Source organism: Pantoea sp. GABEPS69 (assembly GCF_045780835.1).
Classification (GTDB): domain Bacteria; phylum Pseudomonadota; class Gammaproteobacteria; order Enterobacterales; family Enterobacteriaceae; genus Pantoea; species Pantoea septica.
Map to the genome: position 1 here is coordinate 760,972 of NZ_CP118618.1, position 13,660 is coordinate 774,631.

The 13,660-nt window shown below is 60.8% G+C and carries 10 protein-coding genes; 7 read left to right on the plus strand and 3 right to left on the minus strand.

Annotated elements, in window-relative coordinates; translation table 11 throughout:
• Window positions 1–106 precede the first annotated feature (106 nt).
• Window positions 107–1,205 (plus strand): peptide chain release factor 2 gene (gene prfB / locus PVE98_RS03605; RefSeq protein ID WP_096073747.1). Its coding sequence is split into 2 segments (ribosomal slippage): window positions 107–181 and window positions 183–1,205, totalling 1,098 coding nucleotides; the frame shifts between segments, so codons are not numbered across the junction.
• 9 nt (window positions 1,206–1,214) lie between these two features.
• The gene (gene lysS, locus PVE98_RS03610) at window positions 1,215–2,735 is read left to right on the plus strand and encodes a lysine--tRNA ligase (RefSeq protein ID WP_096073746.1); all 1,521 of its coding nucleotides are present in this window, start codon (window positions 1,215–1,217) and stop codon (window positions 2,733–2,735) included.
• A 429-nt stretch (window positions 2,736–3,164) separates the two neighbouring features.
• Here the strand turns inward: lysS and PVE98_RS03615 are convergent, their stop codons facing one another.
• On the minus strand, window positions 3,165–3,791 hold the full coding sequence (locus tag PVE98_RS03615) for a hypothetical protein (protein ID WP_096073745.1): 627 nt from the start codon (window positions 3,789–3,791) through the stop codon (window positions 3,165–3,167).
• A 355-nt stretch (window positions 3,792–4,146) separates the two neighbouring features.
• On the opposite strand from PVE98_RS03615, the gene PVE98_RS03620 reads away from it, so the two are divergent.
• Entirely contained in the window at window positions 4,147–5,310 is a 1,164-nt protein-coding gene (locus PVE98_RS03620) for an MFS transporter (protein WP_033752155.1), read from the plus strand.
• On the opposite strand, the gene PVE98_RS03625 is transcribed toward PVE98_RS03620, so the two are convergent.
• Complete coding sequence (locus PVE98_RS03625; RefSeq protein WP_033752541.1) at window positions 5,307–6,227, minus strand: LysR family transcriptional regulator; 921 nt, start codon at window positions 6,225–6,227, stop codon at window positions 5,307–5,309. The two genes, PVE98_RS03620 and PVE98_RS03625, sit on opposite strands and share 4 nt — an antisense overlap.
• A 98-nt stretch (window positions 6,228–6,325) precedes the next feature.
• Here PVE98_RS03625 and lysA point away from each other — a divergent pair, with 98 nt between their 5' ends.
• Window positions 6,326–7,582, plus strand: a complete 1,257-nt coding sequence (lysA, locus tag PVE98_RS03630) for a diaminopimelate decarboxylase (RefSeq protein WP_096073744.1) — start codon at window positions 6,326–6,328, stop codon at window positions 7,580–7,582.
• Window positions 7,583–7,592: 10 nt separating this feature from the next.
• Window positions 7,593–8,045 (plus strand): GNAT family N-acetyltransferase, encoded by a 453-nt coding sequence (locus tag PVE98_RS03635; protein WP_096073743.1) that lies wholly within the window; start codon window positions 7,593–7,595, stop codon window positions 8,043–8,045.
• Here the strand turns inward: PVE98_RS03635 and galR are convergent.
• A complete protein-coding gene (gene galR, locus PVE98_RS03640) occupies window positions 8,042–9,043 on the minus strand; it encodes an HTH-type transcriptional regulator GalR (RefSeq protein WP_033752146.1) in 1,002 nt (333 codons plus the stop codon). The genes PVE98_RS03635 and galR overlap by 4 nt on opposite strands.
• Before the next feature lie 178 nt (window positions 9,044–9,221).
• Here galR and PVE98_RS03645 point away from each other — a divergent pair, with 178 nt between their 5' ends.
• Together PVE98_RS03645 and PVE98_RS03650 are read left to right on the plus strand one after the other, a co-directional pair.
• Complete coding sequence (locus PVE98_RS03645) at window positions 9,222–11,495, plus strand: molybdopterin guanine dinucleotide-containing S/N-oxide reductase (protein ID WP_096073742.1); 2,274 nt, start codon at window positions 9,222–9,224, stop codon at window positions 11,493–11,495.
• Between the two features lie 273 nt (window positions 11,496–11,768).
• Window positions 11,769–13,496: a penicillin-binding transpeptidase domain-containing protein gene (locus tag PVE98_RS03650; RefSeq protein WP_033752143.1), complete on the plus strand. Its 1,728-nt coding sequence runs from the start codon at window positions 11,769–11,771 to the stop codon at window positions 13,494–13,496.
• Window positions 13,497–13,660 lie beyond the last annotated feature (164 nt).

Sequence of the window (13,660 nt, forward strand, 5' to 3'; positions counted from 1 at the left end):
CGGCTGCCGCCGCTGCCGACGCACGACTGAAACCCTACAATCTCACGGCTATTTCAGTTAGACTGCGGGGTTTCCATCCCGACATTCAGCGAAAAGACCCGAAGCCATGTTTGAAATTAATCCGGTTAAAAACCGCATCCAGGACCTCACCGAGCGCAGCGCCGTTCTTAGGGGGTATCTTTGACTACGATGCCAAGAAAGAACGCCTCGAAGAAGTAAACGCCGAACTGGAGCAGCCAGACGTCTGGAACGAGCCTGAACGCGCACAGGCGCTGGGCAAAGAGCGCTCGTCGCTGGAAGCGATCGTGCAAACCCTGGATCAGATGTCGCAGGGCCTGGAAGATGTGCAGGGTCTGCTTGAGCTGGCAGTAGAAGCTGAAGACGAAGAGACATTCGACGAAGCGGTCGCTGAGCTCGATACGCTGGAAAGCAAACTGGGCGAGCTGGAATTCCGCCGCATGTTCTCTGGCGAATATGACAGCGCCGACTGCTATATCGATCTGCAGGCCGGTTCCGGCGGCACCGAAGCGCAGGACTGGGCCAGCATGCTGATGCGTATGTATCTGCGCTGGGCCGAATCCAAAGGCTTTAAAACCGAAATCATTGAAGAGTCAGAAGGCGAAGTGGCGGGCATCAAGTCCGTAACGATTCGCGTCTCAGGCGACTACGCCTTTGGCTGGCTGCGTACCGAAACCGGCGTGCATCGCCTGGTACGTAAGAGTCCGTTTGACTCCGGCGGCCGTCGCCACACCTCATTCAGCTCTGCGTTTATCTATCCGGAAGTGGATGACGATATCGATATCGACATCAACCCGGCGGATCTGCGCATTGACGTCTACCGCGCGTCGGGCGCGGGCGGTCAGCACGTTAACCGTACGGAATCGGCGGTGCGTATCACCCATATTCCCACCGGCACGGTGACGCAGTGTCAGAACGACCGTTCTCAGCATAAAAACAAAGATCAGGCGATGAAACAGATGAAGGCGAAGCTGTACGAGCTTGAGATGCAAAAGAAAAATGCTGAGAAGCAGGCGCTGGAAGACAACAAGTCCGACATCGGCTGGGGCAGCCAGATCCGCTCCTATGTGCTGGACGACTCCCGCATCAAAGATCTGCGCACCGGCGTTGAAACCCGCAACACCCAGGCGGTGCTGGATGGCGATCTCGACCGTTTTATCGAAGCAAGTTTAAAAGCAGGGCTATAAGGAACCGACATGTCTGAACAACAACCGCAGAGCGCTGATGCCGCCCTTGAGTTAAATAACGAACTGAAAACGCGTCGCGAAAAACTCAGCGCGCTGCGTGAAAACGGCGTGGCGTTTCCTAACGATTTCCGCCGGGACACCACCTCGGACGCGCTGCACGCGCAGTATGACGAGAAGAGCAACGAAGAGCTGGAAGATTTAGGCGTTGAGGTCAGCGTCGCTGGTCGTATGATGACCCGCCGCATTATGGGCAAGGCGTCGTTCGTGACGCTGCAGGACGTGGGCGGCCGCATTCAGCTTTACGTGGCGCGCGACGATCTGGCGGAAGGCATTTATAACGAGCAGTTCAAAAAGTGGGATCTCGGCGATATCCTCGGCGCGCGCGGCAAGCTGTTCAAAACCAAAACTGGCGAGCTGTCGATCCACTGTCACGAACTGCGCCTGCTGACCAAAGCGCTGCGTCCGCTGCCGGACAAATTCCACGGCCTGGCCGATCAGGAAACCCGCTACCGTCAGCGCTATCTGGACCTTATCGCCAACGACGAGTCGCGCAACACCTTTAAAATTCGCTCGCAGATCATGGCAGGTATCCGCCAGTTCATGGTCGGCCGCGACTTTATGGAAGTCGAAACGCCGATGATGCAGGTGATCCCGGGCGGCGCCTCTGCGCGTCCTTTTATCACCCATCACAACGCGCTCGATATCGATATGTACCTGCGTATCGCGCCGGAGCTCTATCTGAAGCGTCTGGTGGTCGGCGGGTTCGATCGCGTATTCGAAATCAACCGCAACTTCCGCAACGAAGGCATCTCGCCGCGCCATAACCCTGAGTTCACCATGATGGAACTCTATATGGCCTACGCGGACTATAAAGACCTGATCGAGCTTACCGAAAGCCTGTTCCGTACCCTGGCGCAGCAGGTTCTCGGCACCACGAAGGTGCCTTACGGCGATCAGGAGTTCGATTTCGGCAAGCCGTTTGAGCAGCTGACCATGCGCGAAGCGATCAAAAAGTACCGCCCGGAAACCGATCTGGCAGATCTGGATGATTTCGATAAAGCGGTGGCGATTGCGCAGTCTATCGGCATCAAGGTCGAGAAGAGCTGGGGTCTGGGCCGCGTAGTAACGGAGATTTTCGAAGAGACGGCGGAAGCGCATCTGATTCAGCCGACCTTTATCACCGAGTACCCGGCGGAGGTGTCGCCGCTGGCGCGCCGCAACGACGAGAACCCGGAAATCACCGATCGCTTTGAGTTCTTTATCGGCGGCCGCGAAATCGGCAACGGCTTCTCCGAGCTGAACGACGCGGAAGATCAGGCGGAGCGTTTCCAGCAGCAGGTCAACGCCAAAGACGCAGGCGACGACGAAGCGATGTTCTACGACGAAGATTACGTGACGGCGCTGGAGCACGGTCTGCCGCCGACAGCGGGTCTGGGCATCGGCATCGACCGCATGGTCATGCTGTTCACCAACAGCCATACCATCCGCGACGTGATCCTGTTCCCGGCGCTGCGTCCGACCGCGAAGTAATTAATAACCAGCTTCTAACAGGTTTTTCAGCAACGCCTAAGCCTGAAACGCGGCTGGCAGGGCCAGAGGAGCAAAGCGTCCCACGACAGGGACAAAAACGCAGGGAGCGTTTTTGAACAACGCGGCGCGTTGGCCCGTTTACGGGCGCACCTCAGGGATGAGGTGCGTAATTGTGCGGGCCGAGCTGGCAGGGATGCCGCTTTTTGCGTCTTTGCGATCTGGCCCTGCCAGCCGCGTCAGCATCAAGTTAACAGCCACTAAGGCCGGATATTCCGGCCTTTTTCTTTGGGCTTTGCGCTAGCACGGCGAGTAGCGTCCGATCGCAAAGTCGCTCAAGGCATCCCAGCGCGCTCGGCCCGCGACATCCCTGTCGCGGGACGCTTTGCTCTTCGGACGCTACTCACCGTGCCATGGCTTCTGAGCAGGCGGTCAGGACTTCACCACGCCATTCAGCCACGCCTCGAAGCGCGCATAGGGCACATAAAGCGCCACATCGCGATAGAGCGTCTTCCCACTCTGGTTATCATCAATGCGGCTGCTGTAGCCGACAATCACGCCCGCCAGGGTATCGTCCGACGCGTTATAGACCGCGCCGCCCGACATGCCTTTCACCACGCCCGCACTGGCCGCCACCACCACGCACTGCGCCTTATTCCAGCTGTTCGCCAGCGAAGTATTAATCAGATTCTCGCCGCTGGAGCTGACCGGCATCGCGCTAATAAAGCTATAGCCGTAAAGATTCACCTTGTCGCCGATGCGGCTGTTGCGAAAACGCGGCGGCAAATTCGCTTCGGCATTCTTGTGGTACACCACGGCGATATCGCATTCTGGATGCCAGGCTTTAACGCGATAGAGCGAAAATTTGGCGACGTGCGCGGCGGTCAGGCTGTACTCCGCCGTCAGCGGAATCGTCGTGCCCAGCGTCCCCAGACCGAGCGCGGTGGGAATGCCGGTATAGGTCATATCGACGCGCTTTTGCGCTTCGCTGCTGTACTCGTAGTGGCCGACGGAGCAGCCGCTGAGACAGAGCGCCGTCAGGGCGATTAGCCGCTGCATAGTCTCTCCCCGCATAAGAATGGCTTCACATTACCGGATAGGGCAACTGGGGTATCGGCAGCGCGCGCTATTCCTTTACCTGATTGAATCCACAAGCAAAGCGCGCCTTCGCGCCACGCGGCTGGCGCTTACCATCAAGCGTAGCGCGTAAAAAGGGAGAAGATTGTTAAGATTCCATCACGCGTACGGCGCGCCATTATTGCGTCTGCGGCAAAAGATCCTTGCCGCACGCAGGGTGTATGCAAGCTGATGGCTATGATTTAATACTCACCGTGACGAAGTTCAAATTTTTATAACCGTCCGCGCCCGGCGTCCGCTGCGGCGTTCACCTGCATATCGATTGGGAGAGTGTGTTATGCCTGTTGCTTTACTGGCGCTGGCGCTGAGTGCGTTTGCGATTGGAACCACCGAGTTCGTCATTATGGGCCTGCTGCCCGACGTGGCGGGCGATCTGCAGGTCTCGATCCCGTCAGCGGGCTGGCTGATTAGCGGTTATGCGCTGGGCGTCGCCATCGGCGCGCCGATTATGGCGCTGTTAACCGCAAAGCTGCCGCGTAAAAAGACACTTATCCTGCTGATGATCATCTTTATTATCGGTAATGTGCTCTGCGCGCTCGCCTACACCTACAACCTGCTAATGATGGCCCGCGTGATTACCGCGCTCTGTCACGGCGCCTTCTTTGGCATCGGCGCGGTGGTAGCGTCGAGCCTGGTGGCGCCGGGCCGTCAGGCGTCGGCGGTGGCGCTGATGTTCACCGGCCTGACGCTGGCGAACGTGCTCGGCGTACCGCTCGGCACCTGGTTTGGTCAGCTGTTCGGCTGGCGCGCCACCTTCTGGGGCGTCGCCATTATCGGCGTACTCGCCTTTATCGCGCTGATCGTCAGCCTGCCCACCAATAAAGAAGAGAAGCCGGTGCATCTGGCGAGCGAAATCAGCGCGCTGGCCAACGGCAAACTGTGGCTTTCGCTGCTGATGACGGTGTTCTTCGCCGCGGCGATGTTCGCGCTGTTCAGCTATATCGCGCCGCTGCTGCTGCAGGTGACCGGCATCAGCGCGCGCGGCGTCAGCTGGACGCTGTTCCTGATCGGCGCCGGTCTGACCGTCGGCAATATTCTCGGCGGCAAGCTGGCGGACTGGAAGGTCTCCTTCAGCCTGATTTTAAGCTTCTCGCTGATCGCCATCTTCTCGCTGCTGTTTAGCTGGACCAGCCATGCGCTGTGGCTGGCGGAGGTGACGCTGTTCCTGTGGGCGATGGCGACGTTCGCCACCGTGCCGGGCCTGCAGATCAACGTGGTGCGCCACGGCAAAGAGGCGCCGAATCTGGTCTCGACGCTGAATATCTCTGCCTTTAACGTCGGCAACGCGCTGGGCGCATGGGTCGGCGGCGCGGTGATCGGCCGAGGCTACGGCCTGACCGCCGTACCGGTGGCCGCCGCCGCGCTGGCCGCTATTGGCCTGATTATCTGCCTGATCACCTTCCGTAAATCGGGCGGCAACGCCGCCGCAGTGCGCGCTTAAGCCAGCCGTTCGGCGATGCGCTGAGGAAAATCGGCCACCTGCGCTTGCAGGTGGTCGATAAAGGCCGCCACCAGCGCCGACGCGGGGCGGTGCAGCGGCCGCACCAGGCTCACGGTAAAGGGCACTGCGACGCTGAAGCGGCGCATAACCACGCCGCTGTCGGCATAATCGAGCGCCGTCAGCGGATTCACCACTGAAATGCCCACGCCTGCGCGCACCATGGCGCACACCGACGCCGCGCTGTGCGTCTCCAGCGCCAGCCTGCGCTCTACGCCCTGCTCATGAAACAGCGTATCCAGCAGCTGACGATAGCTGTCGGCACGCGACAGGCTGACGTAGTTCTCTCCGGCGAAATCCTGCGGCGTCAGCACCGCGCGCGCGCAAAGCGGATGATCCTGCGGCAGTACGCAGACCTCGTCGCAGGTCAGCAGCGGCAGCCGCTCCGTGCCGGCGGGCGCATGCTGGGTTTCGGTCAGGCCGAGATCGTAGCGCTGCGCCGACAGCCACTCCTCCAGCAGCGGCGACTCCTGCGGAATAATATTCAGGCTGACGTCGGGATAGCGCTGCATAAAGGGCTGCACCAGCGGCGGCAGCAGCGACTGCGAAAAGACCGGCAGGCAGGCGACCGACAGCTCGCCCTGACGGAACTGACGCAGCCCGTCGGCGGCTTCCATAATGCGATCCAGCCCGTACCATGAGCGCTGCACCTCTTCGAACAGCCGCAGACCCTGCACCGTGGGCTGCAGCCGACCGCGCACGCGCGCGAAGAGCCGCAGGCCGAGCTGCTTTTCCAGCCGCGCCAGTTCGCGGCTAACGGTAGGCTGCGAGGTGTTCAACAGCGCGGCGGCCTGCGTCAGATTGCCGCTGGTCATCACCGCATGAAAAATCTCTATATGCCGCCAGTTGATTTTCGCCATATGCTGCCATATCCATTTTGCATAGAAGCTATTAAAACAGATATTTTTCAGCATGGCACGCGTCTGGCCTAATAGGAGCAACTCACAGGAGAATGCTTATGCCACGCGCCTTAACCGACCACACCACCGCGCTTAACGCCGCGCAGCTGCTGCCGCTGGCGCAGCAGTATAATGGCCCGTTCTGGGCCTATGACGCCCAGATTATTCAGCAGCGTATCGAACAGCTGCGCGCCTTCGACGTGGTGCGCTTTGCGCAGAAAGCCTGCTCAAACATTCATATTTTGCGTCTGATGCGCGCGGCGGGCGTCAAAGTCGACTCCGTGTCGCTTGGCGAAATCGAACGCGCGCTGGCGGCGGGCTTTCAGCCGGGCGGCGAGGATATCGTGTTTACCGCCGACGTATTCGACCGGCCGACGCTGGCGCGCATTGCCGAACTCAAGGTGCCGGTGAACGCCGGCTCGGTGGATATGCTGCACCAGCTGGGCCAGGTTTCACCGGGCCACGCGGTATGGCTGCGCATCAACCCCGGTTTCGGCCACGGCCACAGCCAGAAAACCAATACCGGCGGCGAAAACAGCAAGCACGGCATCTGGCACAGTGAACTGCCGCAGGCACTGGCGGCGATTAAAACCTACGGGCTGCGCCTGACTGGACTGCATATGCATATCGGCTCCGGCGTCGATTACGGCCACCTGCAGCAGGTGTGCGACGCGATGGTGGAGCAGGTGATCGCGCTCGGCCACGACCTTGAGGCGATTTCGGCGGGCGGCGGGCTCTCTATTCCTTACCGCTTCGGCGAAGAGGCGATCGACACCGCGCACTATTTCGGTTTGTGGGACGCGGCGCGTCAGCGTATCGCCGCTCACCTCGGCCACGCAGTCAAGCTGGAGATTGAGCCGGGCCGTTTCCTGGTTGCTGAAGCGGGCGTGCTGGTGTCGCAGGTGCGTGCGGTGAAAGCGATGGGCAGCCGCCACTTTGTGCTGGTGGATGCGGGCTTCAGCGATCTGATGCGTCCGTCGATGTACGGCAGCTATCACCATATTTCGCTGCTGCCGGGCGACGGTCGCGCTATCGACGAGCAAAAGAGCATCGATACCGTGGTTGCCGGGCCGCTGTGCGAGTCGGGTGACGTCTTTACCCAGCAGGAAGGCGGCAAGGTAGAAACGCGCGCGCTGCCGGCGGCGCAGGTGGGCGACTATCTGGTATTTCACGATACCGGCGCTTACGGCGCCTCAATGTCCTCTAACTACAACAGCCGTCCGCTGATCCCGGAAGTGCTGTTCGAGCAGGGCGAACCGCGTGAAATCCGCCGGGCGCAAACCATTCAGGAACTGCTGGCGCTTGAGCTGGGCTAAGGCACGCGCGATGAACATCCTCTCTTTGCGCGACGCGCCGCAGTTCGCCGAACAGGTGACCGACTGGCTGTGGCGCGCCTTTGACGCGGAGAACGGGCGCGACTTTATGGCCAGCGTGGTGGAGAGCTCGCTGCATGGGGCGGCGTTTCCCGTCACTTTCGTCGCGATCGACGACGCGGGCAGGGCAGTGGGCACGGTGGGCTTCTGGCGTTGCGATCTGATTAGCCGCCAGGATCTCTTTCCCTGGCTCGCCGCGCTCTACGTCGATGAAAGCGCGCGCGGCACCGGCCTGAGCGCGGCGCTGCAGCAGCATGTGATTGACTATGCGCGGCAGCGCGGCCACCGCAGCCTGTGGCTCTGGTCGATCTTCGGCGGCTATTACGAACGCTGCGGCTGGACGCCGGCGGGCGAGGCGCTGGACTATCCCGATAAAAAGGTCAGGCTCTATCGGCGCGAGCTTTAACCTGGCCCGCTCACCGAATGGCGCCGTACCAGCGTCGGGCTAAACATATTGGTCACCTCCGGCAGCGGCTGCGCATGGGCCAGGGCTAACGCCAGCTCCGCCGCCTGCTGCGCCATGGTGACGATAGGATAGCGCACCGTGGTCAGGCGCGGGCGCACATAGCGTGACACCAGCACGTCATCGAAGCCGATCAGCGACATCTCTTCCGGCACGCGCACGCCGTTATCGCTCAGCACCGCCAGCGCGCCAGCGGCCATCGAATCGTTATAGCAGGCCACGGCGGTAAAGCTGCGGCCGCGTCCCAGCAGCTCGGTCATCGCCTGCTCGCCGCCCACTTCATCCGGTTCGCCAAAGGTCACCAGCCGATCGTTGGCGGGCAGGCCGTGCTCTTTCAGCGCATCGTAGTAACCCTGCAGGCGATCTTCGGAGTCGGAAATCGGGTGGGTCGAGCAGATAAAGGCGATATTCTGATGTCCCTGCTGAATAAGATGGCGCGTCGCCAGCCAGGCGCCGTAGCGATCGTCAAGCGCGATACAGCGCTGTTCAAACCCTTTCAGCAGCCGGTTCAGCAGCACCATGCCCGGCATCTGCTTCATCAGCAGCTCCAGTTCGGCGTCGGGGATTTTCTTCGCATGCACCACCAGCGCGGCGCAGCGGTGGCGCATCAGCTGCTCAATCGCCTGCCGCTCTTTTTGCTCATTGTGGTAACCGTTACCAATCAGCAAAAAGTTGCCGGTCTGTCCGGCGATCTCATCAACCGCCTTAACCATTGCGCCGAAAAAAGGATCCGATACGTCGCCGACCACCAGGCCTAAGGTTTCGGTCGACTGCTGCGCCAGGGCGCGCGCGTTGGCGTTAGGATGATACTGCAGCTCCTCCATCGCCTGGCTGACGGCCTGACGCGAGCTTTCGCTGGCTTTAGGCGAATTATTAATCACACGGGACACCGTCGCGACGGAAACACCCGCCAGTCTGGCAACATCCTTAATCGTAGCCATGCCTCGACCTGTTTTAGGGAAAACGTTTACACATGGCAGCAGTGTTACGGAAAAGGCGGCCTGTATCAAGCCAACAGAATGTCTGCGCCGTCGCAAAAAGGGGGAAAACTCCAGGCTTAACCCGGCGCGGGGTCGCGTGGTATCCTGCATTTTTCCCTTACCTGCCGTAAAAGAAACCATGAAAAAGCGAGTGCCACATCTGGCGCACTGGGGCGCGTTCAGCGCCGTGACTGAAAACGATCGTCTGATCGGCTGCGAGCCGTTCTTCGCCGACGCCGATCCGTCGCCGATGCTGAACACCATTCCCGAGCTGGTCTATTCCGATAAACGTATTCGGCAGCCGATGGTGCGCCGCTCCTGGCTGAAATCGCGCGAAAACAGCGACCGCACGCTGCGCGGCCGTGAAGATTTCGTCGCCGTCGACTGGGAGACCGCGCTGGATCTGGTGGCGGACGAAAACCGCCGCGTCCGCGAACGTTACGGCGCCTCCGGCATTTTCAACGGGTCTTACGGCTGGTCGTCTGCGGGCCGCGTCAACCATGCGCGCACCCTGGTGCGCCGCTTCTATTTTCAGGGCGGTGGCGGCGTCGATCAGCAGGGCAACTACAGCTGGGGCGCGGCGCAGTTCTTCTTGCCCTATGTGATCGGCACCTATATGCCGCTGACCGGTCGCGTCACCGACTGGCCGCAGGTGGTGGAGCATGCGGAGATCTTCGTCGCCTTCGGCGGGCTGGCGCTGAAAAACGCCCAGGTGGCGTCGGGCGGCGCAGGCCAGCACAGTCTGAAGCCGGCGCTGGAGCAGCTGGCGGCCAAAGGCACGCCGGTGATTAATATCAGCCCGATGCGCGACGACTGCCCTGATTTCGTTAACGCCGACTGGATCCCGATTCGCCCTAATACCGACGTGGCGCTGATGCTGGCGCTCGGCTACGAGATCGCCCAGCGCAACGCGGTGGACGAGGCGTTTCTCGCCAGCCACTGCACCGGCTGGCCGCAGCTGCGCGCCTACCTGCTGGGCGAAAGCGACGGCGTCGCCAAAACCGCCGGCTGGGCGAGCCGCATCACCGGCATCCCGCCGGAGCGCATCGTACGCTTGGCCGAACAGCTGATTGGCAAGCGCAGCTTTATTACCTGCTCCTACTCGGTGCAGCGCGCCCATCGCGGCGAACAGCCTTACTGGATGATGATCGCGCTTTCGTCGATGCTCGGCCAGCCCGGCCTGCCGGGCGCGGGCTTCTCGTTCGGCCACGGTTCGATGAACAGCGTCGGCAACCCGCGTCAGGACGGCCCGGCGCCGCTGATGGCGACCGGCCCCAATCCTTCCGGCTTGTCGATTCCGGTGGCGCGCATTAGCGATATGCTGCTCAATCCCGGCCAGCCTTACGCGTTCCAGGGCGAGACGCTGACCTATCCCGACATTCATCTGGTGCACTGGGCGGGTGGTAATCCTTTCCACCATCATCAGCAGCTTAACCGGCTGGTCGAAGGCTGGCAGAAGCCGGACACCGTGGTGGTACAGGATATCGTCTGGACGCCGGCGGCGCAGATGGCGGATATCGTCCTGCCCGCCACCACCACGCTGGAGCGCAACGATATCGGCGGCTCCTCGCGCGACCGTTTTGTGCTGGCGATGCATCAGGCGATTAAGCCGCAGCATCAGGCGCGCAACGACTTCGATATTTTCGCCGATCTGGCCGAACGCCTCGGCTATCGCCAGCAGTTCACCGAAGGGCGCGACGAACGTCAGTGGATCGAACACCTTTATCAGCAGTGCGCGACGGCGCATGCGCGCAAAGGCATCGACTTTCCGGAGTTCGCCGAGTTCTGGTCGCGCGGCTTCGTTGAGATCCCGGAAGGCGGCAAGCCCTACATCTTTATGGAGGATTTCCGCGCCGATCCTGTGCGTCACCCGATCAAAACCGCCAGCGGCAAGATCGAACTCTTTAGTCAGACCATCGCCGACTATGATCTGGCCGATTTCGCCGGTCATCCGGAGTGGCGCGAACCTCAGGAGTGGCTGGGGGCGGCGCTGAGCGAGCAGTTCCCGCTGCATATGATCTCTATCCAGCCGTCAGATCGGCTGCACAGCCAGTTTGACGCCACGCCGACGGTGCAGGGCAACAAAACCGCCGGCCATGAAACGCTCTATCTGCATCCGCAGGACGCAGCGGCGCGCGACATTGCCGACGGCGAGGTTGTTGAGGTGCGTAACGCGCGCGGCGCGATGCTGGCGGGCGTGTGTCTGACCGACGGGTTGACGCCGGGCGTGGTTATCGTTGCCACCGGCGCCTGGTTCGATCCTGGCTTCGGCGCGGAGTGGCAGCCGTTTGACCGTGCGGGCAACCCCAACGTTCTGACGCTGGATATCGGCACCTCGTCGCTGACGCAGGGCCCCAACGCCATGAGCTGCCTGGTGGACATCAAAAAACATGCGGTTTGCAAAATCGCTTAACAAACACATGGCTGGTTACATTTTGCCGGACACTGTTGCGTTTGAGTGATGGCAGCCCGTCTCGCGGCCTTGTTACAGTCAGGGTCCCAGAGGTATTGATGGGTGAACATCAATAGATTTTCTTGATTACACCGACCTGCGCAGATGCGCAGGTTTTTTTTTGCCTGGCGCGCCGATTACGAACTGATACACAGTTTTCCTGTTAACGGCGTAGCGCTTTCTTTATAACTGCTCGCGTGGATATTTTTTTACTTTTCTTTGCAGCGGATTGCTATGCCCCGGATAAAAAAACTACTGGGAAAAGACCAGATCAAAGCCCCGTTTAACCCGTTTCGTTTTCGCCTGATTTGCCTTGGCGTGCTGACCTGCATGGTGATACTGATGGCGCGCATCGCCGATCTGCAGTTTCTGAATCAGCCGATGCTGGAGCATGAGGCGGATCAGCGCTCGCTGCGCACCGTTACGCTGCCGACCAACCGCGGCACCCTGCTGGATCGCAACGGCGAAGCGCTGGCGCTCTCGGTGCCGTCGCGCGACGTTATCGCCGATCCCATGCGCGTGCTGGAGGCGAATCCCGACTTCCTTAGCGCCAAGTGGGCCTACCTGGCGTCGGCGCTGAATATGCGGCCCGAGCAGATCGCCGCGCAGATCACCGCCAATCCGAAACGCCGCTTTCTCTATCTGGGGCGGAAGATCGAGCTTGGCATCGCCAAAGATATCGCCGAGCTGCATTTGAAAGGCATCAGCGAAGTCTATGACGATAGCCGCTTTTACCCGATGAGCGAAGCGGCGGCGCCGCTGATCGGCATCGTTGGCGCAGACAATAGCGGTCTGAACGGGCTGGAAAAAGGCTACGACAAGATTCTGCAGGGCGTGCCGGGCAAAGAGGTTTATCGCCAGGACGCCGCGGGCCACATTATCTCCATGCTGAGCTATACGCCGCCGACGCAGCCGCCAACGGTGCAGCTCAGCATCGACAAGTTCGATCAGTACACGCTCTACAGCAAGCTGCGCGACGGCGTGCTGCTCAACAAGGCGGATTCGGGCGCGGCGGTGCTGGTGAAGATCGATACCGGTGAAATTCTCGGCATGGCCTCTTATCCGTCGTTTAACCCGAACAACTATGACGGCGCCACTCCGGCGCAGATGCGCAACGCGGCGATCAACGACAGCTACGAGCCGGGTTCGACGGTGAAACCGCTGGTGGTGATGGAAGGGCTGGAGCGCCATCTGGTGCGCCCCGATTCAGTGATCGACACCACGCCCTATCGGGTAAACGGCCACCTGATCCGCGACGTCGGCCACTGGCCGCGCCTGACCATGACCGGTATTTTGCAAAAATCGAGCGACATCGGCGTCTCCCATATCGCGCTGGCGATGCCCGCCGAGGCGCTGGTCAACACCTACCAGGCGTTCGGCCTGGGCAAACCGACGGGTCTGGGACTGACCGGCGAGAGCGTCGGCTACTTCCCGGCGCACCGTCAGCGCTGGGCCGATATCGAGCGCGCCACCTTCTCCTTCGGCTATGGCCTGCGCGTGACGCCGCTGCAGATTGCACGTGAATATGCCACGCTGGGCGCGTTCGGCGTTTACCGTCCGCTGTCGATTACCCGCGTGACGCCGCCGGTGCTCGGCAAGCAGGTGGCGAATCCGGAAACGGTGAAGGAGGTGGTGCATATGCTGGAGAGCGACGTGCTGCCTGGCGGCACCGGTATCAAAGCGGCGGTGCCGGGCTACCGGCTGGCGACCAAAACCGGTACAGCGGAGAAGATGGGCGACAGCGGCAAATATGACGGCGGCTATATCAACTACACCGCCGGCGTGGCGCCCGCCAGCCATCCAGAGGTGGCGCTGGTGGTGATGATCAACCATCCTACCGCCGGCGATCACTTCGGCGGCTCGGTTGCCGCGCCGATCTTCGGCAATATTATGGGGCCGGTGCTGAAGCATATGAATATCGCGCCGGACGCTATCTATAATAAGCCTTCAGATAAATCTTAGTAAAATCAGTATGTAACCGGGTATGGAACTTATTCATACCTGGTTTCATTTCCCCGAATTCCGTTGCGTTTTCGCGCTGTTTTGTCCCGCCGCAGAGTGCGAGGATAGCAGTCCCAGAGGTATTGATAGGTGCGAAAACGCGCTGCTCCAGGCAGCGGCATCCG

Bases quoted from the DNA above. Each gene is read 5' to 3' on its own strand.
- PVE98_RS03620 (WP_033752155.1), top strand. From the start codon at position 4,147: ATGCCTGTTGCTTTACTGGCGCTGGCGCTGAGTGCGTTTGCGATTGGA.
- PVE98_RS03615 (WP_096073745.1), bottom strand. From the start codon at position 3,791: ATGCAGCGGCTAATCGCCCTGACGGCGCTCTGTCTCAGCGGCTGCTCC.
- lysS (WP_096073746.1), top strand. From the start codon at position 1,215: ATGTCTGAACAACAACCGCAGAGCGCTGATGCCGCCCTTGAGTTAAAT.
- lysA (WP_096073744.1), top strand. From the start codon at position 6,326: ATGCCACGCGCCTTAACCGACCACACCACCGCGCTTAACGCCGCGCAG.
- PVE98_RS03645 (WP_096073742.1), top strand. From the start codon at position 9,222: ATGAAAAAGCGAGTGCCACATCTGGCGCACTGGGGCGCGTTCAGCGCC.
- PVE98_RS03650 (WP_033752143.1), top strand. From the start codon at position 11,769: ATGCCCCGGATAAAAAAACTACTGGGAAAAGACCAGATCAAAGCCCCG.
- PVE98_RS03635 (WP_096073743.1), top strand. From the start codon at position 7,593: ATGAACATCCTCTCTTTGCGCGACGCGCCGCAGTTCGCCGAACAGGTG.
- PVE98_RS03625 (WP_033752541.1), bottom strand. From the start codon at position 6,227: ATGGCGAAAATCAACTGGCGGCATATAGAGATTTTTCATGCGGTGATG.
- galR (WP_033752146.1), bottom strand. From the start codon at position 9,043: ATGGCTACGATTAAGGATGTTGCCAGACTGGCGGGTGTTTCCGTCGCG.